The organism is Zoogloea sp., assembly GCF_044344315.1.
Classification (GTDB): Bacteria; Pseudomonadota; Gammaproteobacteria; order Burkholderiales; family Rhodocyclaceae; genus Zoogloea.
Genome location: NZ_JBIJDC010000048.1, coordinates 1 through 22,670 on the forward strand (window position 1 = coordinate 1; position 22,670 = coordinate 22,670).

19 protein-coding genes are annotated in these 22,670 nt (G+C 65.2%); 7 read left to right on the forward strand and 12 right to left on the reverse strand.

The genetic code is table 11. From position 1 onward, the window contains the following. Positions 1-478: glyceraldehyde 3-phosphate dehydrogenase NAD-binding domain-containing protein (locus ACIQ09_RS11885; RefSeq protein WP_398309740.1), on the reverse strand; the 478-nt coding region annotated here is incomplete at its 3' end. A 97-nt stretch (positions 479-575) separates the two neighbouring features. Continuing rightward, positions 576-2,606: a transketolase gene (gene tkt / locus ACIQ09_RS11890; protein ID WP_398309743.1), complete on the reverse strand. Its 2,031-nt coding sequence runs from the start codon at positions 2,604-2,606 to the stop codon at positions 576-578. Positions 2,607-2,860: 254 nt separating this feature from the next. Here tkt and ACIQ09_RS11895 point away from each other — a divergent pair, with 254 nt between their 5' ends. Further along, entirely contained in the window at positions 2,861-4,174 is a 1,314-nt protein-coding gene (locus ACIQ09_RS11895) for a hypothetical protein (protein ID WP_398309746.1), read from the forward strand. A 92-nt stretch (positions 4,175-4,266) separates the two neighbouring features. Then, positions 4,267-5,961, forward strand: a complete 1,695-nt coding sequence (locus ACIQ09_RS11900) for an MORN repeat-containing protein (protein ID WP_398309749.1) — start codon at positions 4,267-4,269, stop codon at positions 5,959-5,961. A gap of 12 nt (positions 5,962-5,973) precedes the next feature. Here ACIQ09_RS11900 and ACIQ09_RS11905 read toward each other — a convergent pair whose 3' ends face one another. Both ACIQ09_RS11905 and ACIQ09_RS11910 read right to left on the reverse strand, forming a co-directional pair. Next, positions 5,974-6,849: a phosphoribulokinase gene (locus ACIQ09_RS11905; RefSeq protein WP_398309752.1), complete on the reverse strand. Its 876-nt coding sequence runs from the start codon at positions 6,847-6,849 to the stop codon at positions 5,974-5,976. Between the two features lie 135 nt (positions 6,850-6,984). Further along, on the reverse strand, positions 6,985-7,815 hold the full coding sequence (locus ACIQ09_RS11910) for an inositol monophosphatase family protein (RefSeq protein ID WP_398309755.1): 831 nt from the start codon (positions 7,813-7,815) through the stop codon (positions 6,985-6,987). Positions 7,816-7,935: 120 nt separating this feature from the next. Between ACIQ09_RS11910 and ACIQ09_RS11915 the strand changes: the two genes are divergently transcribed. The 5 genes from ACIQ09_RS11915 to ACIQ09_RS11935 all read left to right on the forward strand — a co-directional run bounded on the left by ACIQ09_RS11915 (position 7,936) and on the right by ACIQ09_RS11935 (position 13,555). Then, positions 7,936-8,676 (forward strand): 16S rRNA (uracil(1498)-N(3))-methyltransferase, encoded by a 741-nt coding sequence (locus ACIQ09_RS11915; RefSeq protein ID WP_398309808.1) that lies wholly within the window; start codon positions 7,936-7,938, stop codon positions 8,674-8,676. Further along, positions 8,669-10,156 carry a polyphosphate:AMP phosphotransferase gene (gene pap / locus ACIQ09_RS11920; RefSeq protein ID WP_398309758.1) on the forward strand — a complete coding sequence of 496 codons (1,488 nt, stop codon included), beginning with the start codon at positions 8,669-8,671 and terminating at the stop codon, positions 10,154-10,156. The genes ACIQ09_RS11915 and pap overlap by 8 nt, the downstream gene beginning before the upstream one ends. Positions 10,157-10,174: 18 nt before the next feature. Beyond that, on the forward strand, positions 10,175-11,566 hold the full coding sequence (argA, locus tag ACIQ09_RS11925) for an amino-acid N-acetyltransferase (protein WP_398309761.1): 1,392 nt from the start codon (positions 10,175-10,177) through the stop codon (positions 11,564-11,566). A gap of 8 nt (positions 11,567-11,574) precedes the next feature. After that, positions 11,575-13,206 carry a diguanylate cyclase domain-containing protein gene (locus ACIQ09_RS11930; RefSeq protein WP_398309764.1) on the forward strand — a complete coding sequence of 544 codons (1,632 nt, stop codon included), beginning with the start codon at positions 11,575-11,577 and terminating at the stop codon, positions 13,204-13,206. 76 nt (positions 13,207-13,282) lie between these two features. After that, positions 13,283-13,555: an oxidative damage protection protein gene (locus tag ACIQ09_RS11935; RefSeq protein WP_398309768.1), complete on the forward strand. Its 273-nt coding sequence runs from the start codon at positions 13,283-13,285 to the stop codon at positions 13,553-13,555. On the opposite strand, the gene ACIQ09_RS11940 is transcribed toward ACIQ09_RS11935, so the two are convergent. The 8 genes from ACIQ09_RS11940 to ACIQ09_RS11975 all read right to left on the reverse strand — a co-directional run bounded on the left by ACIQ09_RS11940 (position 13,534) and on the right by ACIQ09_RS11975 (position 22,663). Continuing rightward, positions 13,534-13,899: an EscU/YscU/HrcU family type III secretion system export apparatus switch protein gene (locus ACIQ09_RS11940; RefSeq protein WP_398309771.1), complete on the reverse strand. Its 366-nt coding sequence runs from the start codon at positions 13,897-13,899 to the stop codon at positions 13,534-13,536. The genes ACIQ09_RS11935 and ACIQ09_RS11940 overlap by 22 nt on opposite strands. Next, complete coding sequence (locus ACIQ09_RS11945; RefSeq protein WP_398309774.1) at positions 13,886-14,980, reverse strand: flagellar hook-length control protein FliK; 1,095 nt, start codon at positions 14,978-14,980, stop codon at positions 13,886-13,888. Before ACIQ09_RS11945 ends, ACIQ09_RS11940 begins: the two co-directional genes overlap by 14 nt. A 27-nt stretch (positions 14,981-15,007) precedes the next feature. Next, positions 15,008-15,352 (reverse strand): flagellar protein FliT, encoded by a 345-nt coding sequence (locus ACIQ09_RS11950; RefSeq protein WP_299883785.1) that lies wholly within the window; start codon positions 15,350-15,352, stop codon positions 15,008-15,010. 19 nt (positions 15,353-15,371) lie between these two features. Continuing rightward, the gene (fliS, locus tag ACIQ09_RS11955; protein WP_398309778.1) at positions 15,372-15,785 is read right to left on the reverse strand and encodes a flagellar export chaperone FliS; all 414 of its coding nucleotides are present in this window, start codon (positions 15,783-15,785) and stop codon (positions 15,372-15,374) included. Positions 15,786-15,803: 18 nt separating this feature from the next. Next, complete coding sequence (gene fliD, locus ACIQ09_RS11960; protein WP_398309781.1) at positions 15,804-17,198, reverse strand: flagellar filament capping protein FliD; 1,395 nt, start codon at positions 17,196-17,198, stop codon at positions 15,804-15,806. Between the two features lie 254 nt (positions 17,199-17,452). Then, positions 17,453-17,842, reverse strand: coding sequence for a flagellar protein FlaG (locus tag ACIQ09_RS11965; protein ID WP_398309784.1), 390 nt, complete (start codon positions 17,840-17,842; stop codon positions 17,453-17,455). Between the two features lie 75 nt (positions 17,843-17,917). After that, positions 17,918-18,742 (reverse strand): flagellin, encoded by an 825-nt coding sequence (locus tag ACIQ09_RS11970; RefSeq protein WP_398309787.1) that lies wholly within the window; start codon positions 18,740-18,742, stop codon positions 17,918-17,920. 288 nt (positions 18,743-19,030) lie between these two features. Then, positions 19,031-22,663 (reverse strand): glycosyltransferase, encoded by a 3,633-nt coding sequence (locus ACIQ09_RS11975; RefSeq protein ID WP_398309790.1) that lies wholly within the window; start codon positions 22,661-22,663, stop codon positions 19,031-19,033. Between the last annotated feature and the right edge of the window lie 7 nt (positions 22,664-22,670).

Consider the following 22,670-nt stretch of genomic DNA (forward strand, 5'->3'; position numbering starts at 1 on the left):
AGTTGGTGGTGCAGGAGGCGTTGGAGACGACGGTCATGCCGGCCTTCAGCGCTTCTTCGTTGACGCCCATGACGATGGTGGTGTCCACGTCATCACCGCCGGGGGCGGAGATCAGCACGCGCTTGGCGCCCTGGTCGAGCAGCGCCTGGGCCTTGGCCTTGGTGGTGTAGGCGCCGGTGCATTCCAGCAGCACGTCCACGCCGTGGCTGCCCCAGTTGACGCCCTTGGGATCCTTGGTGGAGTAGAAGGGGATCTTCTTGCCGTCGATGATGATGGTGTTTTCGCCTTCGGTCTCCACGGAGGTGCCGAAGCGGCCATGGGTGGTGTCGTACTTCAGCAGGTGGGCGTTAGTGGCCAGATCGCCGGAGGCGTTGATGGCGACCACTTCAAACTCGTTCTGCAGACCCTGCTCGTAGATGGCGCGAAGCGTACAGCGACCGATACGACCGAAACCATTGATGGCGACCTTGATGCTCATCGATTCTTCTCCCTAGTCTAGATACACGAAACCAATATCACGTTGCTTGCGGCCCCCCCTGGGGGCCGACCCTGTTGTTGCGTGCTCCGTCGCCGCTTCAGGCGAGAACCTTCTTCACCGCGGCGACCACGGCCTCGGCGGTGATGCCGAAGTACTTGAACAGCTCGCCCGCGGGGGCGGATTCGCCGAAGCGGTCGAGGCCGATCACTGCGCCGTCGAGGCCAACATACTTGTACCAGCCGTCAGTGACGCCGGCTTCCACCGCCACGCGGGGCAGGCCTGCCGGCAGCACCGAGCTGCGGTAGGCGGCATCCTGGCGGTCGAAGACGTTGGTGCTGGGCATGGACACCACGCGCACGGCAATGCCTTCGTCGGCGAGTTGCTTCTGGGCCGCCATGGCAAGGGCCACTTCGGAGCCGGTCGCGATGATAACGGCTTGCGCTTTGCCCGTCTGTGCAGGAGTACCCGCTTCGGAAAGGATGTAGCCGCCGCGGCGGATATCGGCCACCTGGCCGGCATCGCGAGTCTGGAAAGGCAGGTTCTGGCGGGAGAAGGCCAGCGAGGACGGACCGTCCCGTCGTTCGATCGCGGCGGCCCAGGCCACGGTGGATTCGGTGGTGTCACAGGGGCGCCACACGTCCATGTTGGGGATCAGGCGCAGGGAGGCAGTCTGCTCCACCGGCTGGTGAGTAGGGCCATCTTCGCCGAGGCCGATGGAGTCGTGGGTGAACACGAAAATCTGGCGCACCTTCATCAGCGCCGCCATGCGCAGGGCATTGCGGGCGTATTCGCTGAACATCAGGAAGGTGGCGGTGTAGGGGATCAGGCCGCCGTGCAGGGCGATGCCGTTGGCGATGGCCGCCATGCCGAACTCGCGCACGCCGTAATAGACGTAGTTGCCGCCGGTCGTCTTGCTGACGCCCTTGGCACCAGACCATAGGGTCAGGTTGGAGCCGGCCAGATCGGCCGAGCCGCCGAGGAGCTCCGGCAGCTCGGGTGCGAAGGCTTCGATGCTGTTCTGGCTGGCCTTGCGGGTGGCGATGGTCTCGGCCTTTTCGGTGACCTTGGCGAGCACGGATTCGACGTGGGCTGCCCAGTTGGTCGGCAGGTCGCCAGCCATGCGGCGGGTGAACTCGGCGGCCAGGTCGGGGAACTCGGCGGCGTAGGCGGCGAAGCGGGTGTTCCACTCTGCTTCGGCAGCGGCACCCTTGGCCTTGGCGTCCCAGGCGGCGTAGACGTCGGTCGGGATCTCGAAGGCCGGGTGGTTCCAGCCGATGTGGGCACGGGTGGCTTCGATCTCGGCGGCACCGAGCGGGGCGCCATGCACGTCGTGGCTGTCCTGCTTGTTGGGCGAGCCGGCGCCGATGATGGTCTTGCAGACGATCAGGCTGGGCTTGCCGGTTTCGGCCTGGGCTGCCTTCAGGGCCGCTTCAATCTCCACCGGGTCGTGGCCCTGCACGTCACGCACTACATGCCAGCCGTAGGCTTCAAAGCGCATCGGCGTGTCGTCGGTGAACCAGCCGTCCACGTGACCGTCGATGGAGATGTTGTTGTCGTCGTAGAAGGCGATCAGCTTGCCGAGGCCCCAGGTGCCAGCCAGCGAGCAGGCCTCGTGGGAGATGCCTTCCATCAGGCAGCCATCACCCAGGAACACGTAGGTGTGGTGATCGACGATGGTGTGACCGGGGCGGTTGAAGCTGTCGGCGAGGATCTTCTCGGCGAGGGCCATGCCCACGGCGTTGGTGATGCCTTGGCCAAGCGGGCCGGTGGTGGTCTCGACGCCGGGTGTGTATCCGACCTCCGGGTGTCCCGGAGTCTTGCTGTGCAGCTGGCGGAAGTTCTTCAGGTCATCGATGGACAGATCGTAGCCGGTGAGGTGCAGCAGGCTGTAGATCAGCATCGAGCCGTGGCCGTTGGACTGGACGAAGCGATCGCGGTCGGCCCAATGGGGATTCGCCGGATTGTGGCGCAAATGGTGACGCCACAGGACTTCGGCGATTTCGGCCATGCCCATCGGGGCGCCGGGGTGACCGGAGTTGGCCTTTTGGACGGCATCCATGGCCAGCGCGCGAATCGCGCCGGTCAGAGAGTTGAAGACGGGCGGCTTGACGTTACGCGAAGAAGACATCGAAGAACCTTGGGCCGGGGGAACGGCGCGCAAAGACCATAATTATCTTTGATTTACTGGCACTTGGGTAGCCTCGGCGGGGGCTTTTGTGGGTCTGCAGGCGCTTGCGGCCGGTGCGTCAAAACTCCGGCATAATTGCAGCCCGTCCCGGCACTTACATTTTCTTACAGCGCGCTGTGCTGACCCTCGCATTTTCCCGACTGGCGGTTCTGTTTGTTTTGCTGGCGACCCTGTTCATCAGCGGGTGCAGCACGATGAAATACACCGTCGACGATGGCCGCAAGGTGAATGAAACGCTGCTCGCCAACCTGCGCCTGATGGGGCATGGGGAGCGTGCCCTGCGTCCGGCCATTGTCCGCTCCGCTGCACTCAAGGACCCCGGGTGCAGCCGCCAGTGGGAGCTGCCATTCAGCGTGGCTACCAGCTATGAGTGGCCCGCCGACGACCGGGTGGCGTGGGTCCGGGCGCTGCAGGTGGATGAGCGCCTCACCGTGATCGCTGCAACCCAGGACAGCGGGCTGCAGATCGGCGACAAGTTGGTGGAACTCAAAGGTTACCGCAAGGATGACGCCAACAAGATGCTCCTGGAGCTCGCTGAATTGCGTGATGACGGTGAGCCCTTCCCGGTCAAGACGGCGGCGGGACGCACGGTAATGGTCAAGCCTTTCGAGGTGTGTCGCGGCTACACGCGGCTGGCGCCTCCCCTGACGCCGGGCTATCAGGACTTCCACTGGCTGATGAGCATTCATCCGCTGGAACTCTTCGTACCCCAGGTGACCCCGGACGAAGCCCTGTGGATGGTGTTGTGGACGCAAGGCCTGTCGGAAGAGGGCGGTGCCCGTATGAAGACCTATCACTACAGCAAGGAAATTGTTTCGACCCTGTTCGACATCGCTTCCCTGGCCGTGGGGGTCAATGCTGCAGCCCAGGCAGCCAAGGTGGCCGCCAACCAGGCGGCCCAGGCGGCAGCCACGGCGGCGGCCAAGTCGGCAGGTGAGGCGGCGGCCAAGCAGGCGCTCCAGGAGGCGGCCCGCAGCATTGCCGAACAAGCCAGTCGCGAGTATGCCCAGCGGGTAGGTGAGGAGGTGGGAAAGGCCGTTGCATTGCAGGCCGGCAACGTGCTGCGCGACACCTTCATGACGCGCGTGGGCTTGTCGGTGTCAAGCCTGTCGTGGGTGGCCACCACGGTGTTCGATTACGCTGATCGCTGGGCCTATGATCGCATCGGGGTGGTGGGCGGCGATCCGTTGGCCGGTGCCACGCTGCATCAGAAGCTGCTGGACCGGGGCCTGGTGAACAACGCCTTCGTGTTCGATGAGGAGCGTCTCCAGAGTTTTGCCGCACTGGCCCGACAGACTCAGCGCGAGGAGATGCTGGCGGCGGTGCTGAAGGGCGCATCACTGGAGATATTTGCGCTCAAGCTGACCGACCTGCCGAGCGCCTCCGAAGATGCCGGCCAGCATGCCATGAAGGCTGAAAGTGATGACACGATGCTGGCGTCCGGGCAGGGCGGTGGCGGCTTGATCGATGCAATGCTGAGGATGCCCCTGGAGTCGGGGGCTGAGTGATGATGAAAACGAGATCGTTCTCCCTTGCTGTTCTGTGCGTGTCGGCCGTCGCGAGTTCCGCAGGAGCGCAGCAGCCGGATGCTACGGCGGCCATGCCAATAGAGTCTTCGGCGCCGCCGGTGGTGGTGTGTCCGGTGCTGCTGCAGGAGGCAGAGGTGCTCCTCGAGCGCGGCCTGCATGCGTCGGCAGCGCGGCGCTGGAAGGATGCGGTGCCAGTGCTGCGCGAGGCCGGAAGTGCCTTTCTCAAGGTTGCAGCGGGTTGCCCGTCTGTGGCCATCCAGGCCAATCGTCAGGGGGATCGCGCAACGGTGGAGCTCAAGCTGGCCGAGAGCGCAGCGTCTCATCAGACCGAATGTCTGCCGCGTTTCGACAAGGCGCTTGATCTGGACCTGCGGGCAACTGCGGCCCGCAACGACAAGGGCGACCCGGCCGAGGTCGAGCGTCTGCTCGGCGAGGCCGAGGGGGTGTGGCGCGATGCGGTGGGCTTGTGCCAGTCACCCCACAGGGAGAAGGCTGAGAAGAGTCTTGCGTCTACGGTCCGGGCGCGCGCCGCCAATGCCGAGCTGCTCAGCGCCGGGCCGGCCTGCGATGCGGCCTGGAAGAGTGCCGGGGCGCTGGTGGACTATGCCCGGGGGGCCTGGAAGGACAAGCGCTGGGACGACGCGGCGATGCTCTACGACAAGGCTGCCATGGCCTGGGAGGGGGCTGCCGACAAGTGCTCGGGTACTCGCCAGCAGCAGGCTCAGCGCAAGGCCGAGCAGACCCACGTGGATGCCCATAACGCGGAACACTGCGGCCCCCTGTGGGATGCCGCCACCGATCAGGCCCAGCGCCTCAAGACGAACGGAGCCGGCCTTCCGGCGAGCGAGCGGGACCAGCTGTCCATTCGGGCCGAGGTGGGCTGGCGGGATGCCGCCACCGCCTGTCGAGGTGCCCCCCAGACCCTCGCTCGCACCAATGCAGAGGCCCTGGCCCGGGAGCGTGGCGCGCCTCTGCCAGCGCAGGCGATGGCAATGTATGGCAGCAAGAAGGCGCCGCCGCCGGTGGTTGCCGTGGTGAGTGCACCGCCGGCTGCGGCTGCCAGCATGGCAGTGGCGGTACCGTCCGCCGTTACGGGAACGGGGGCTGCCCGAGCTGCGGTTGGCGGGGCCGGTCTTACGGCCGCAGCACCGGTGACGGCAAGCCCGACGGCGCCAAAAGCGCCAGCGGATGCCCCCCGGCCGGTGGAGGCTGCTCCGCTCGATGCCAGGCCGGTACCGGCCGCAGACGGGGTGCTGGTCGCGGGTGACACCACCTATCGCGGTGCCTTTGCCATCGTGTCTGCCAGTGGCGAGGTTAGCGGCACGGGGACGGTGGAATGGGCCAATGGCGAGCGCTTTGCCGGCACGCTGATCAAGGGATGGCGCCAGGGTAAGGGCCGTTTTACCTGGGTGGGTGGCCAGTGGTACGAGGGGGACTGGGTGGATGACCGGGCCGTGGGCTACGGCATCATCCAGTTTCCCGGCGGTAACCGCTACGAGGGGGCGGTCCGGGATGGGGAGCCCGGTGGGCGCGGCACCTTGGTGTTCGTCTCCGGTGATCGCTACACCGGTGAGTTCTCGCGGGGGCTCTTCCATGGCCAGGGCACCTATGCCTGGAAGAACGGCAACCGTTATGAGGGTGCCTGGGTGCTGGGCAAGAAGCACGGCCTCGGGCGGTTCTTCTGGGCCAGTGGGGAGGGCTGGGAGGGCGAGTTCCGGGATGATCTGAAAACGGAGGCGGGCAAGGACATCGCCGCCTCACGCTGATTCAAGCCCCTCTCATACCCACTGCCGGCGACGCTCCATCAGCTTCCAGATCAGCGGCGTGAGAATCAGCTGCATGGCCAGGTCGAGCTTGCCGCCCGGCACCACGATGGTGTTGGCCCGGCTCATGAAGCTGTCATGGATCATGCGCAGCAGGTAGGGGAAGTCCACGCCACGGGGGTCCCGGAAGCGGATGATCACCATGGATTCGTCGGCGGTCGGAATGTCCCGGGCAATGAAGGGGTTGGAGGTGTCGACCATGGGCACCCGCTGGAAGTTGATGTGGGTGTGGGAGAACTGGGGCACGATGTAATGCACGTAGTCGTGCATGCGCCGCAAGATTGTTTCCTGCACAGCTTCAAGGGAATAGCCGCGGGTTCTCGTGTCCCGGTGGATCTTCTGGATCCATTCCAGGTTGGTGATGGGGACCACTCCGATCAGCAGGTCCACGTGACGACAGGTATTTACCCTGTCGGTGATCACCGCACCGTGCAGGCCTTCGTAGAACAGGCAGTCGGTGTCCTGGGGCAGGTCTTCCCAGGGGGTGAAGTCGCCCTGACGCAGGCCGCGCCGGGCAGCTTCCTCGGTGTGGTGCAGATAGTAGCGGCGCTTGCCGCCGCCCGACTCCCCGTAAGTGCGGAAGAGTTGCTCGAGTTCTTCAAGCAGGTTGGCCTCCGGGCCAAAATGGCTGATGCCCCGCTGCCCCTTGCTCTCCGCCTCGATGATCAGCCGGCGGATCTCCTCGCGGGTGTAACGGTGAAAGCTGTCGCCCTCAATGATCGCCGCATTGACCTTCTCGCGCCAGAAAATGCCTTCGAATGTGTGCTTCACCGTGGTGGTGCCGGCCCCAGAGGAGCCGGTGACCACGATGATGGGGTGCTTCATGGACATGACTGCTTCCCGAAAGTGAGTAGTTTTGGAGCAGGGCACGGGGCGTGGCCTGTTCCAAAAACACTCGGTCGCGGGGTATTCCGACCCGGGAAGACGAATTCAGCAAAAACCGGGCCGCAGGCGCTGATGGACCTCTCAGGAATGGGCGTGCAGCCAGGTGCGCCACTGCTCGAACAGCGCCGGACTGGCGGCCGCGATGACTGAGCGCTTGATGGCCGGCCCTGCGGTGAGCGGTGTGCCGCCGAGGGTGCTGTAGCTGCCGCCGGCCTCTTCGAGGATCAGCCGTCCGGCGGCGTAGTCCCACAGCATCTGGCCACCGTGCAGATAGACGTCCAGGCGGCCGGCTGCCACATAGCACCACTCGAGAGCACTGGAGCCGAAGTTGCGCTGGGAGTAATAGGGCGGGCGGACCGCCAGCTCGTCGCCGAGGTGATGGCTGATGCGCTTGAAGTCCACACCGGCGACGGCGTCCTTGAGCCGGCTGGCCGGCTGGCGCATGGGCAGCGGGATGTCGTTGAGCCAGGCGCCGGCGCCGCGGCCGGCGTAGAAGGCCTCGTCCGTCACCGGGTTGTAGACCACTCCGATCTGGGTCTTGTGATTGACCAGGTAGGCCACGGCGACGCCGAAAAAGGGGATGCCGTTGGCGAAATTGGTAGTGCCGTCTATCGGGTCGATGACCCACAGGCCATTGACGCCCTCGTGCCAGACACGGCCCTGTTCCTCGGCGGTCATCTCCTCGCCAAGAACCGGCGCCATGATGAGCTTGGGCAGGCAGTCCACCAGGGCAGCCTGGGAGGCCAGGTCAGCTTCGGTGAGCACACTGCCGTCGGCCTTCTGTTCGCGTACGGCGCGCAGATAGCGGGGCAGGATGGTCTCGCGGGCCATCCGGCGGACCGTTTCTGCCAGGGTGCGGGCGTATTCGAGGCGCTGGGCGCTGGTCATCGGGTGCTGGGAGGCTGGAGACATGGAGACCACGGTGTTTACGGCCGGGCCTGGGTCGGGCTGAAGCGCCGGATGCGCCGGCATGGCCGAGGCGGGCTGCGTTTCAATCCCGTTGAGTGACACGGTTTTGGCGATAATAGCATGATGAATCCGCGCTTCTTCTGCCCCGAGGGGCTTGTTCCCGATTGTGAAATTGCACTGCCGCTCGCCGTGGCACACCACGCCGAGCGCGTCCTGCGCCTGGCGGTTGGCGATCCGGTGGTGCTCTTCGATGGTCGTGGTGGCGAGTTTGCCGCCACCCTGACGGCGCTCGGCAAGCAGCCCCTGGCGCGGCTCGGGCCACGGCTGCCGATCGAGCAGGAGTCACCCCTGGCGATCACCCTGGTGCAGGCCCTGGCCAGTGGTGACAAGATGGACTGGGTGGTGCAGAAGGCGGTGGAGCTGGGGGCCGTGGCCGTCCAGCCGGTGGCCGCCGAGCGTTCTGTGCTCAAGCTGTCTGGCGACCGGGCGAGCAAGCGGGTTGCCCACTGGCAGCAGATCGCAGTGGCGGCCTGCGAGCAGTCCGGGCGCAACCGGGTGCCGGTGGTGGGCGAGATCCTGAGCCTGGCCCGCTATCTGGCGCTGCCGGCCGAGGGCACGCGCCTGATCCTGACACCGGGTGCCGCCGGGGCCCTGGCGCGCAAGGCTGCGCCTCAGGTGCCGCTGGCGGTGCTCATCGGTCCGGAGGGCGGCTGGTCGGCCGCCGAACTGGAGTTGGCCGAACGGGCTGGCTGCGAGCCCCTGGCCCTCGGGCCCCGGGTGCTGCGCACCGAGACTGCCGGCCTGGCGGCCCTGACGGCGCTGCAAACCCTGTGGGGTGATTTTTCGGGAGAAAGTCATGTTTGAGTCTGCGGAGTTGGGTCACCGGCTTTCGAAAGCGGAGTACGACGAGATCGAGCCGCAGTTGCGCACGGATCTGCTCAACGCCCAGTTCGAGCTGCTGGAGAAGAAAGGCTTTGCCACGGTGATCCTGATCAACGGCATCGATGGCGCCGGGCGCGGCGAAACGGTGAACCTGCTCAACGAGTGGATGGACCCGCGGCACATCGAGGTGCATGCCTTCGACCGGCCCACCGAGGAGGAGCGCGAGCGTCCCTTTCTGTGGCGCTTCTGGCGGGCGCTGCCACCCAAGGGCAAGATCGGCATCCTTTTCGGCAACTGGTATTCCGATCCGATCGGCGACCGGGCTTTCGGGCGCATCAAGAAGGCGCACCTTGACCAGCGCCTGTCCGAGCTCAATCGCTTCGAGGCCATGCTGGCGGCCGAGGGTGTGTTGCTGGTGAAGTTCTGGTTCCACCTCTCCCGGGCTGGGCAGAAGAAGCGCCTCAAGGCCCTGGAGGCCAACCCCGACACCCGCTGGCGGGTACGTGAAGCGGACTGGCTGTTCTACGAGGAGTACGACCGCTATCGGGAAGTGGCCGAGCACGTGTTGCGGCGGACCAGCACCGGCATCGCTCCGTGGGTGATCGTGGATGGGTCCGACCCCGATTACCGGGCGGTGAACGTGGGGCGGACCCTGCTCGAGGGCGTGCAGCGCAAGCTGGAGGCGCTCGGCAAGGGCTATCGGACGCGCCTCACCGCGCCGCCGCTGCCCACCCCGGTGGATCAGCGCAATCTGCTCAATGCCCTGGTGCTGAATCAGCCCATGGACAAGAAGACTTACGAGAAGCAGCTGGAGAAGCTCCAGGGGCGTCTGGCGCTGGCCGTGCGCAGCGATGCCTTTGCCCGGCGCAGCCTGGTGCTGGTGTTCGAGGGTATGGATGCGGCGGGCAAGGGCGGGGCCATCCGGCGTGTCACCCAGGCCCTCGACACGCGTCAGTACGCGGTGATCCCGATTGCCGCGCCGAGCGACGAGGAGCGTGCCCAGCCCTATCTCTGGCGCTTCTGGCGGCGTTTGCCGCGGGAGGGCAAGGTGGCCATCTTCGATCGCTCCTGGTACGGGCGGGTGCTGGTCGAGCGGGTCGAGGGTTTCTGCTCGGAAGCCGACTGGATGCGCGCCTATGCGGAGATCAACGATTTCGAGGATCAGCTGGTGTCGGCCGGCGCTATCGTGCTCAAGTTCTGGCTGTCGGTGAGCGGCGATGAGCAGCTCCAGCGCTTCAAGGCACGGGAGGCGGAGGCCTTCAAGCGCTACAAGATCACCCCGGAAGACTGGCGCAACCGGGAAAAATGGCCGGCCTACGAGCCCGCCGTCTGCGACATGATCGACCGCACCAGCACCGAGAATGCCGGCTGGACCCTGGTCGAGGCGGACAACAAATACTTCGCGCGGGTCAAGATTCTGGCCACGCTTGTCGAGAAGCTCGAGACCACCATCGGAAAATGAAGGACGACTGCCCCTAAAATGCTGACCTCTGCCGACTCGGCCATTCCGGAAACCAGTGTGACGACCCCTGCCACCGCGTCTGCCTCCGGGCAGGCGGACCACCTCTCCCAGCGTTTCGTCGCCTGGGTGCGGGCTGCAGCACCCTATATTCACGCCTTTCGCGGCAAGACCTTCGTGCTCGGTTTTGGCGGCGAAGTGGCTGCTGGCGAACTGGCCCAGGCCCTGGCCTATGACTGCAACCTGCTTGCTGCCCTCGGTGTGCGCCTGGTGCTGGTGCATGGCGCGCGTCCGCAGATCGAGGCCGAGTTGGCCCGCCGCGGCCTGACGCCGCGCTATCACAAGGGGCTGCGGGTGACCGACGCGGCCGCGCTTGAGTGCGTCAAGGCCGCCATGGCCGTGACCCGCATCGAGGTCGAGGCTCAGCTCTCCCAAGGCCTGCCCAACACTCCGATGGCCGGCAGCTTCATGCGGGTGACCGGGGGTAATTTCGTCACCGCCAAGCCGGTGGGGGTGGTGGATGGGGTGGATTACGGCTTCACTGGCACCGTGCGCAAGGTGATCGCCGAGGAGATCGCCGCCGATCTGGATCAGCAGAACGTCGTGCTGATGTCGCCGCTGGGGGTGTCGCCGGCAGGCGAGATCTTCAACATGAGCATGGAGGCCGTGGCCGAGGCCGTGGCCATTGCCCTCAAGGCCGAGAAGCTCATCTACCTGTGCGATGCGCCGGGTTTGCTCGACGGCAAGGGGGGCCTGATCGAGGCCATCACCGCCGATGACGCGGAGGCCAAGCTGAAGGCTGGGGAGGGGATGACCGAGGACCTGGACCTCTACCTGCCCTGCGCGATTCGCGCGGTGCGCCAGGGCGTGGGGCGTGCCCACCTGATCGACCGGGACAAGGATGGCGGCCTGCTGCTGGAGTTCTTTACCCCCCAGGGCGTGGGCACCGTGCTGACCCGCGACCCCCTGTTCCGCCTGCGCGAAGCGACCATCGAGGATGTGGGCGCGCTGGGTAGCGTGATTGCTCCCATGGAGGCCGATGGCACCCTGGTACGCCGCAGCCGGGAGCGCCTTGAGGAGGAGATCGAGCGTTTCACCGTGGTCGAGTACGACGGCGTGCTGGTGGGCTGTGCGGCCCTTTACCCTTTCATTGACGAGCGTGCGGCGGAGATGGCCTGCGTGGCCGTGGTGCCCCAGCATCGCCGCGCCGGGCTGGGTGAGATGCTCCTGCAGCGCATGGAGCGGCGGGCCCGGGCACTGGGGGTTGAGCGCCTGTTCGTGCTCACCACGCGTACGGCAGACTGGTTCCGGGAGCGGGGCTTCCGGGAGGCTCCGCCGGAGGATCTGCCGCGCCAGAAGCGGGAGATGTACGATGTGAGCAGGCGTTCAAAGGTGTTCATGAAGACACTGTGAGATCTCTAGTGAAAGTCCTCTTCGCTCGTCTGCCGATGGCTGTGGCGGGGCTGTTGTGTCCGGCTGGTCCGGCCCTGGCCGCCTTGCCCGAGAGCATGGCCTCGCCTGTGGTGACTGCGCTTGCCGGTGCCGCGGTGATGCTTGGACTGGCCGGCGGTGGCTATGTGCTGCTCCTGAGGCAGCGCATAGCCCGGCTCAGCGAAGGGCTGCCAATGCCGGATGGCAGCATTGCCGCCCGGGGCTCCGAGCCGTTGGAGGCAGGGGATAGCCAGAATCGCTATTTCCGGCTCGCCGCCGAATCCGGTGGTGGCATTGAGGGCTGGATCAATCCGGCCGGTAAGCTGTACTGGGTCAATCGGGCCGTTGAAACCTGCACGGGGTACACTGCCGATGAAGTCCTGGCCGGAGATTTCATCGATCTTCTCGTCTACGACAAGGATCGCCGCTATTGCCGTGATCAGGTTCGGCAGGTGTTGCAGACCGGCGTGGCAGCAGAGTCCGAGCTGAGGATCGCTACCAAGTCCGGTGCACAGCTGTGGATGCTCTGCCGGTGGCAGCCGATTCGAAACGAGGCCGGCAGCCTGCTCGGCCTGCGCGCTTCGATGAGTGACGTGCAGGCCCGCAAGGAGGCCGAATACAAGCTCCTCGAGACCGTCGCTGCCCTGCGCCGGGCCCAGGCCCTCTCCGAGCATTACCTGCGGCGCAGCAATGAGGAGCGTTCGCGCCTGTCGGCGCTCCTTGATGTGGTGCGCATGGGCATCCTGTTCATGGATACCGACCGCCGGGTCATGTACTGCAATCGGGCGCTCTACAGTATCTGGGGCCTGCCCCCCGGTGACGGCTTCGTCGGGGTGCGCGACGCGGTGCTGCAGCAGCACATCATCCAGTTCCTCGACGACCCCCAGGCCTATCAGCGCCATGTGGCTGACGTGCTGCAGCAGCAGGAGCCCAGCGAACCTTTCGAGATCCAGTTCAAGGATGGCCGGGTGGTGCGGGAGTTCTCTCGGGTGGTGCCGGGGCCTGACGATGTTGGTGAGATCGGGCGGATCTGGGTGTTCGAGGACGTGACCGAGCAGCTTCGCGTAGCCGCCCAGCTGATGCGCCTGGCCGAGCGTGATCCGCTCACCAATCTCTTCAATCGTCGCCGCTTTCACGAGGAACTCGAACGCATGCTGGCTGATGGGCACCGTCACGGAGAGTCGGTGGGGTTGCTGGCCATCGACCTGGACGGGTTCAAGCCGGTCAATGATCTGTATGGGCACCAGGCCGGTGACGAGGTTCTGGTTGGTCTGGCCGGCGCGGTGGGAGCTGTGGTCCGGCGCAACGAGATGTTCTTCCGGATGGGGGGGGATGAGTTCGCGATTCTGGTGCCCACGGCCTCGGCACAGGATCTGTCCGAGCTGGCCCGCCGGGTCTGCGTGTGCATTGCCAGCCTGCGTTTTGCCTTCTCCGGGGAGTCGGTGGCGGTGACCGCGAGTATCGGCATCGCGCTGGGGCCACGCCACGAGAATGACGGCGAGCGCCTGATCGGCGCGGCCGACCGCGCCATGTATCTGGCCAAGGCGCTGGGGGGAAACTGCTGGGAGTTCGCCCGCGAATCGAGTGCCGGGCTGCTGGATCGTACTTCTCCGGCAGGCTAGAATCGGGTCGTGTCCCGGGCGGCCCAGGGGCTGTGTGCCCAAGGCTGTGCGGGGTTCCCAACTCTAGAGGTGAAAAATGGCACGGATGGTGAATTGTGTGAAGCTCGGTCGCGAGGCCGAAGGTCTGGATTTTCCGCCCCTTCCTGGCGAGCTCGGCAAGAAGGTCTTTGAGAGTGTTTCGAAGGAAGGCTGGCAGCAGTGGGTCAAGCATCAGACCATGCTGATCAACGAGAACCGCCTCAATCTGATGGATGCCCGGGCCCGCAAGTACCTGGCAGAGCAGATGGAGCGTTATTTCTTTGGTGGCGGTGCCGATCAGATCGGTGGTTACGTGCCGCCGGCGTCCTGATTTGACGCTTGGCCCTTGCCTGATGGCCCCGGTAGTTTCGGGGCCATTTTTACGGGTATGCCAGTCTGGGTGCCCTGTTCCAGGCTGTACAGCCACGCCAGCAGTTCGGCCACGGCCACATAAAGCTCGGGCGGAATGCGGGCGTCCAGATCCACCTGCATCAGCAGGGCTACCAGTTCCGGTGATTCATGCACATAGACGCCGGCTTCCCGGGCCCGTGAAATGATCTCGGAGGCAATCAGGCCACGCCCCTTTGCGACCACCGTCGGGGCCGCATTGCCGGCGTTGTAGGCCAGGGCAACGGCTTCGGCCCGGGGCTCGGCGGGGCGTTCAGGGCTGTTCATCAGGCACTGCCAGTTCGGCGACCATCCCGGTGAGCGGGACGTTGGCTGCATCCAGTGCTTCGGCTAGGCGGGGCTGGCCGGCGGTGAGAGCGTCGCGACTGCGGGCGTCGCCAGCAATTAGCCGGATAGCCACACCGGCAGGTGTGAGGTGCAGACGCGCTTCGATGCCACCCAGGCCAGGCAGTGTCAGGCGCAAAGTCGTGTTCCAGTAGGGCTCCGGGTCGCCGTCTTCGTCGCCAGGTTCCCGACCGCTCGGATCTTCGATCTCCCACTCCATCTGTTGCCCGGGCCAGACCTGCCCTTGCCAGACCACCTGGTGGGTGGCCAATGTGTCGAGCTGCTGATGGACCAGCGGTAGCAGGCGTTCGGCGACAGGCGTCGAGTCGACAGCCTTGGCTGCACCTGCTGCCAGCGCCGTTGTGGTGCTCGTGCTGCCGGCCTCGTCGGCGCTGATAGCATTGCTGATGGCCTGTCCGCCACTGGCCTCCTGGCGGGGCGCCGTCTGGCCCTGGGGTTCCCTCTGCAATGCCGCTGTGCTCATCTGCCCGGAGAGCCAGCGCGTCTGGTGGGATTCATAGAAAAGCCCGCTTTCGCTCACTGCGCTGCCCAGCCGGGCAGCCAGCTGAGCGGTGGCGGTGGTGTTCTGGGGGGCAGCCGAAACCAGGGCTTCACCGCCGTTGAGGCGGGCTGTGCCCGGAGAGGGCTGGCCGGTGAGCAGAAAGCTGATCAGTTTTCCGGTCTGGCTGAGAGCGGGCTTGTCGGACGGGAGCGGGGCGGGATTGGCCAGGCTGGCAAAAACGGCGCGGGGCGTGACCTCGCTGACGATCAGTTCGAGGGTGTCGCCTGCCTTGACGGACTGGGGCAGCGACAGCACCACGTCGCGGCCATTGACCCTGCCCTGAAAGGTCTGGTCCTTGTTGATGTTCTGCAGCGTGGCAGTGATGCGCTCGCCGGGCGTGAAAGTCGGCAGATCGGCGGGTATGGCCCGGGCGCGGGCCAGGGGGGCGACGTTTTGCTCACCCGAGAAGAAGCTGGCCTCGGTGAGCATCCGCAGGCGGGCGGCAAGATCGCCGGGAATCATGGCTTGCCTGCCCGCCGGGGGCTGCGGTCAGCCGATCTCGGGGTCGCCGTAGGCCGCGCGCACGTTGCGCTGGCGCACGCCGCCCGAGAGCAACTGGCGCACGTTGTCCATCCACGGCTCGGTGTGCACGCGGACTTCCTTGTCGTCGTCGAGGATGCGCCGGATCAGCGCCACTTTCTTCTTGCGCTCGTCTTCCGACATCTGCCGGGGGCGGCCCGGGAAGCCCAGGGCCTCCTCCACGCCAAGGCGGTCGCGCAGCGAGGCCACCTGCCGCTCAAGGCGGGTCAGGCGATCCCAGTCATTGGCCCGTGCCGCGTCCACCATTTCAGTAGAGTAGGCGCTCATCTGTTGCAGAAGGGCTAGGGAGCTCATGCAATTTTCTCCGGCGGTCTTAGCGGTTTGCCTGGTCGTACGTGCCGATTTCTTCCCAGGCGCCTTTCAGTTCGTTGAGCAGTCGGGCCACCTCGTCCAGGGCAGGCCGGCTGTTGTGCAGGTTCGCGTACAGAAGACGCTGCGTCATGTAGTCGTATAGGGCGCCAAGGCGTTCGGCCAGTTCGCCGCCGGCTTCGTAGTCGAGGCTGACCTTGAGTCCGTTGGTGATGATCTCGATGGCCTTGGAAGTGGCTGTGCCCTTGGTCGGGATGTCCTTGCTATCCATGGCGATGGCCGCTGTGCCGATCTGCAGCAGGGCGCCTTCGAAGAGCATCAGGATGAGCTTGTGGGGGTCCGCGGTGGAGACGCCGGTTTCCACGCCGACTTCGGCATAGACTGAGGCGGCACGACGGGTGGCTAGGCCAAAAGACATCTTGTTCTCCGGTCGGGGTTAGTTGCTTGCCATGCTGCTGAGTAGAGACAACTGCTGGTTCAGGTAGGTGCTGGTTGTGTTCATGCTCGTCATGGTCTTGTCCAGGGCGGTGAACTGCGCCCGGTATGTCTTCTCGATCATCGTGAGGCGGTTGCTGAGGGCATCAATCCGCTTGTCGAGGTTCTTGATGCTGGAGTTGAGACCGTCGGTGCGACTGGCGATGACCCCGCTCGTTCCTAGCAGGTTGGTGGTGGCGGTCTTCATGGCGTCGCCGTAGGCACCGAGTGCCGTGGCCACTGCCGAGAAGTTGGTGCTGGCGGCCTTGTCGAACTTGGTGGTGTCGAGCTTCAGTGTGCCGTCGGTCTGGAAAGACACGCCCATGTCGGCCAGGGTCTTGACCGCATTGGTGGACAGACTGGCCGGCACGTTGGTGATCGCTCCCCGGACCTGGGACTGGATGGTGCGCAGGGAAGAGTCGCCGTTGAGTACCGCTCCGGTCTTGGTGCCGGCGTTGTACGCACCGAGACTCTTTACCGAGGAGTTAAGGCTGTTGTAAGCGGTGATGAAGCTCTCGACCTTGGTTTTCAGTTCCGAGTTGTCACGGGTGACTGTCAGGCTGGTTGAGCCCGTCTTCGTCAGTTGTAGCGTGATTCCGTCTACCGCGTCGGTGATCGTGTTGCCTTTGGTGGCAATGGAGACACCCTGGATCTTCACCGCCGCGTCCGTGGCCGCCTGGGTCTGGGTGAAGGCGCTCGAGGCTGCGATGGGGCTTCCCGGCGCGTTGGGGTCGATGAAGGTGGCGGTGCCCGACAGGCTGACGGCTGCGGCAGTGCCCCCGGTCGTCGCCGTGAGCATGAGATTCTGCTTCCCGTTCGTGTCCGTCACGATGGTCGCGTTGACCCCGGCTTCAGCCTTGTTGATGGCGTCGCGGACACCGGCAAGGGTGTTCTGTCCGCTTTCCAGGGTGATATCGACGGGCGTGCCGTCCTTGGTGACGGTCAGGGTGCGGGTAGTGTCCGAGCCGAAGTCAATGACGGGATCGCCGGCCGCGTAAGTCTTGCCCAGGGCAAGGCGCTGGTTGGTGGCGAGGGCGGTGACCTCAACGGAGTAGGTGCCGGCGACGGCCGTACTGCCCGCTGTGACGGTACCGATCGTCGAATCGGCAAGACTTGCCTTGTAGGCGGAAAAAGCTGCCGTAGCGCTCTGGCCAATTGCCGGCGTGAGGGCCTTTGCTGCGGTCTGCAGTGCAGAGAGTCCGCTCTTGAGTGTGCCGAGGGCGGAGATCTTCGACTGGAAGCCGGTCTGCTGACTCTGTAGCTTGGTAAGGGGCTGTTTTTCAATGGACATCAGGCTGCTGATGATCGACTCGACCTGCAGACCCGAACCGATGCCGGCGGAAGAAAGGCTTGCCATGATGTACCCCCGTGGTGCTCAGTTACTACTGTTTTCGATTACGGCGGCGGCGGATCAAACTTGAGGCCTTTGCCAAGAAGGCAATCATGATGCATGGACTGTGCCAATAGATCGGTGGTTGCGTGCCAGCACGAAAAATAATGATTTTGCACAGGTGGGCAGTGCTTTTATCCGCTGGTTGGCGGAATAAAAAAATCCCACCGCCAGGGTGGGACCAATCTTGCCAGGGGAGGGACTGGCTACGGTATCAGGGCTCAGGCCTGCTGCTTGACGAGCAAGCCCTGCAGCTTGTCGAGGGCTTTGGCGATGTCCATGACTTCTTCCGAAGGAATCTGCCGGATGACTTTCTTGGATTCGGTATCGATGACCTTCACGACAGTCACGCCAATATCCTCGTCGATGGAGAACTGAAGGCTGTTGGCTGTTTGCTTGATCACATCCTGGATCTGCTTGACGGCCTGATTCAGCTGCTCGCTGGTCGGGGGTGTTCGGGTGGGGCTCTGGGTGGCGTTGGCCTGCTGGGTGCGGCTCGCTTCGGGAGTGGCCTCCGCCGTACGTACGGCGCCCGCTCCGGTGCCTTGGGCGGGTGTCTGTACGGGGGGCGCGTATTGCAGGCTGCTCGCGCCGACGGACTGGATGCTCATGATGTTCTCCCACGTGTGCGACCGGCGCCGCGCCGGTCAGGGCGGCGGCGCCTGTCACGTTTGGTTTGAGACGGCTTACTGCAGCAGGGACAGCACGTTGTTGGGCATGCTGTTGGCCTGGGCCACCATCGCGGTGCCGGCCTGTTGCAGGATCTGGCCGCGGGTCATGTTGGCGGTTTCCTTCGCGAAGTCGGCGTCCATGATCCGGCCGCGGGAAGCCTGGGCGTTTTCGGAGGCGACCTGCAGGGTCTGCACAACCGAGGTGAAGCGGTTTTGCACGGCACCCCAGGTGGCCCGGGCGGTGTTCAGGTTGTTCAGCTGGGTGTCGATGCTCGCAATCGCTGCGGTGGCTGCGCCCACGCTGGAAACGCTGCCGGTCACCGCGGCCGACACGCCGGACAGGGACACTGCACTACCCTGAACGCTGATGGTGTCGGTGGTGGCGGTGCCTGCGCCGACCTGGAAGGTCACGGCGGAGGACAGGTTGAGCACGTTCTGGCCGTTGAAGGTGGTGCCACCGACGACGCGCTGGATTTCCGATTGCAGTTGCTGGAATTCAGTGTCCAGGTTGGCCTGGTCGCCGGATGTGTAGGTGCCGTTGGCTGCCTGCACGGCCAGCTCGCGCATCCGCTGGAGGTTGTCGGTCACGGCCTGCATCGCGCTTTCAGCGGTCTGCGCCATGGAGATGCCGTCGTTGGCGTTGCGGATCGCCACGTCGAAACCCTTGGCCTGCGAATTCATGCGGTCGGCAATTGCCAGGCCTGCTGCGTCGTCCTTGGCGCTATTGACGCGAAGGCCGGAAGACAGACGTTGCACGGAAGTCGCCAGGCTGGCCTGGGAGGTGGAAAGATTGCGTTGCGCATTCAGCGACATCGCATTGGTGTTGATAGTGGCAGCCATTTTAGTTCTCCTTAAGTCCGTTCAAGATAAGCGTTTAGGCTTAACTTTGGTTCGCCTTGCCCGGTGTGTGTAAGGCAACCGCCGTTGAAATCATTAACGGGAAGTGCCGGAAGGACTTTAGAAAATTGTTGACTTTTTTCATTTTATTGTTTTTCTAAATATTTCCGCGGATTACCGCTTGGCCTTTGATAGCGGCCCAAAAAAATAAAGCTTTAGCCAATAAATCGTGACGGGGCCGGGGTTTTCAGCCGGTTTGCGACATGCTTTCAGGTTGGAGCGCGACGGCCTTCATGGTCCGTAGGCCGCGAACCAGCTGGCTGCATGGTTTTCGAGGATGAAGCCGTCTGCGACCCAGCGCTGCAGGGTCAGCCCGGCTTCACGCAGGGCGTCGGGCTCGGCGAGCTGTTCGCGGAGGGTGGAAATCCACTTCTGCGGGTCGTTGGGCAGGCGTGTGACCGGGGCATTCTGGTAGGGATAGATGTCGGTGCACACCACCGGCCAGCCCATGGCGCCGTACTCGAGGAGGCGCAGGTTGCTCTTGCATTCGTTGAAGGCGTGGATTTCGAGAGGGGCGATGGCCAGGTCCAGGTCGAGCCGGGCCAGTGCCTGGGGGTACAGGCGGAAGTCCTGCACGAAGCCATGGGATTCCCGTACGAAGGGCTTCAGTGGTTCAGGGCACATGCCCATGAATATCCAGTCCACTTCGTCGGCGAGGGCTTCGACGACCGTGTAGATGAGTTCCAGATCACCCAGATGCTGCTGGGCGCCGGCCCAGCCGACCCGCGGCTTCTTGCGCGGCAGGCGTGGCGGCACCACGTCGCCCCACAGGCTGCTTTCCAGGCAGTTGGGCATGATCCGGATGTCGTCGATCATGTCGGCACAGATGTCGGCCAGGGGGCGTGTGCTGACCACCAGCCGGTCGGCCATGCCCAGGGTTCGGCGCAGGCGCGGCCGGGCGTCCTTGAAGCCGGACTTGTAGAACGAGTTCTTCTTGGGCAGCGCGGTGACCAGATCGTCGATGGTGATGATGCGCTTCACCTGCGGGGTATAGCGGGCATAGGCCTCAAGGGCATCGGTCTGCGGGTCGTCGAGGGGCTGGTGCAGGATGATTGAATCGGGCGCCGCGCGGGCCAGTTCGATGGGCGACAGGATGCGCACCGAGAAGGCCTTGGGCGGTTCGCAGATCATCGTCTGGGCCAGGCCGGCCTGGCCGATGGTACGCAGCGGCGCGCGCAGGCGGTATTCGCCGGCACCCCCGGTGAGGGGCACACCGAGGATGCGCGGCCGGTCGTGGAAGTGGGTGTCCCAGTCGATGGGGGTGATGTGCTCCGGCTTGAAGGCATCGGCCAGGCTCAGGTTGCGGTTGTACGCGGGGTCGTTGGTCAGGCGCGGCAGCCAGCGCTGAAGCAGCCGGTCATTGGCGTCGAGTGCGGCAACCAAATCTGCCAGGGCACCTTCGGGCTTGCGCTGGCGGGCCTTGAGGGAGATCGCGTCGTAATGCACCAGCATGGAATAGGGCGTCCACACCACCTTGAGCCCGGCGTCGGCGGTGCGCAGGCACAGGTCGAGGGCGCTGTGGACGAGGGGGAAGCGCTCGTTGTCCATGCCGCCCAGTTGTTCGAACAGGCTGCGCCTTACCAGTAGGGCCGAGCCGCACACGGCGCTCACGTTCTGGTCGCACAGGGCGCGGCCCATATAACCCGGGTCGGTGATCTCCGCGTCGTTGTTCCATACGCTGGCGGCGGTGCCGCGCAGGCCGAGGATCCAGCCAGCCTGCTGTACCTTGGCGGTTTCCGGGTAGGTCAGGCGTGGCCCGACGATGCCCACGTCCGGGCGGCAGGCCGGGGACATCATGCGGTCCAGCCAGTCTTCCTGCACCACGTGGGTGTCGTTGTCGAGGAAGAGCAGGTAGTCCCCCCGGGCGGCGGCGGCCCCGGTGTTGGCGCCCAGGGCGTAGCTGAAGGTGCCGGGGCAGGCGACGACGCGGGCCCGGTCGATCCAGGGGGCTGTGCTGCCGAGCTGCGCCAGGAACTGGCGGGCGTCCGGGTCGGTGCTGTCGTTGTCCACCACTACGATCTCGTAGCGGGGGTAGCGGGTGCGGGTGGAAATGCTCTCGAGCAGGGGGCGCAGGTACTCCTCCCGGTCGCGGGTCTGGATGACGATGCTGACCAGCGGCGCCTCGTTCCAGCGGTATTCCACGCGGCGGGTGCCGAACAGCGCCCCGTCGTGGATCAGTGCGTCGAGGCCGCGGCGCGCCAGGTGATCGGCCAGGGCTGCCTTCTCGGCATCGGGCACCATCGCCCGGCGCGACTGGCGGGACAGGTGGACCAGCATCTGGCTGATATGGCCAATGGCAGGCTCGCCCGCATGATCGAGGGTGCGCAGGGCGAGATCGTAGCTCTCGGCGCCGGTGTGCTGACCATAGCGGCCGGCGGCGAGGAAGGTCTGCTTCTCCACAAATACCAGGCAGCCAAAATAGGCCTGGGCGCGCAGCAGGTCCAGATTGAAGTCGGGCTTGAACAGGGGCTGGTTGAAGCTGCCGTCCCTGTCGCGGGTGTCCTCGTCGCAGTAGATGAGGCGCCAGTCGGGGCGGTGGTTGATGTAGTCGGCGATGACCTGCAGGGCGTGGGGCTCAAGAGTGACGCCCGGCTCGATGCGGGCCAGCCAGGTGCCCGGCGAGGCGGCGGCCATTTCGTCGATGACGTAGTCAATGTGGGCCGGATCGCGTACGGACAGCCACTGCAGATTGGGGATGTCGCCCAGGCCGTCCGGTGTGGGCAGGGCGGTGACGACCGTCAGCATCCATTCGGGATAGAGCTGGGCGGCGAGGCTGTCGAGGGTGTCGGCGAGGAGGCTCTCTTCACCCGGATGCAGCGCCAGCAGCAGGTGCAGGCCGGGGCGCTGGGTCCATTTGAGGACCATGCGCTCGGCGAGGAGCTGGGCGTCGATTTCCTGCAGGCTCTGGCGCTTGCGCCACACCGCGTAGATCTGGCGGGCCTCGGCGGCTGCGGGGTCTTCGGCGGGATGGGCCGAGACGTCGCTGACCGGCATGGCCTGGGTGGTGGCGACAAAGTGGTCGAGCTGGCTCCAGAAGCGCGCTTCGGCCGCCTGGTAGGCGTCCCACATCTTTCCGACGCTGCCGCGGGCAAAGGCGACTTCTTCCGGCGAATCGTTCAGGGCGATCCCGTTGCGTCCGATCTCGGCCTCGCTCAGGGCGACACCATTGAAGAAGGGCGATGGAAGGATCACGGCCGGGCAGCCGCACAGGGCCGCCTCGGCGGCGATGGCGGTGGACTCGAAGCAATACACCACCTCACTGCGGCGCAGCAGCTCGGCCAGCGCTTCGTGGCTTTCGGGCCAGCTGTAGGTGATCAGGGTGGCTTCGGCGGCCAGCTGGGGGTACTGGGACAGGGCGGCCTGATGGCGGCCCGGGTAGAGTAGGGCGCCGCTGCGTTGGTGGTCGTCGGGGTTGTCCCGGTTGTTGAAGATGGCGGTATCGATGGGCGGCAGGAACAGGATGTTCTGCGGGTCTGCACCGTCTGGCAGCGCATTGAGACCGAAGCCGAAGATCAGCTCGGTGTCCGCATAGACGCAGTCTCCCCCCAGCAGTCCGGCCCGGTTGAGCACGTAGCGCACCACCGAGGCCGCCTTGCGTGGGTTGCCGGGGACAACTTCGGGATAGACGACGATGGGCTCACGGCCGGCGGCCTTGTGGCGTTCGATGAGCTCGGGCGTGACCAGCGGGGTGTTGAGGGCCGGGTGGGTTTCGGTCGGGTAGACGTAGGCCTCCTCACCAATGCTGTTGAGGGCATGGCACAGCAGGTGCAGGACCCGGATGCCCGCCGACGTGCGCCGATAGGCCGGTGCATCGATGTAGTACGGGCGGCGGGGGGCAGAAAAGAGTTGGCGCATGGCGGTCATCGACTGC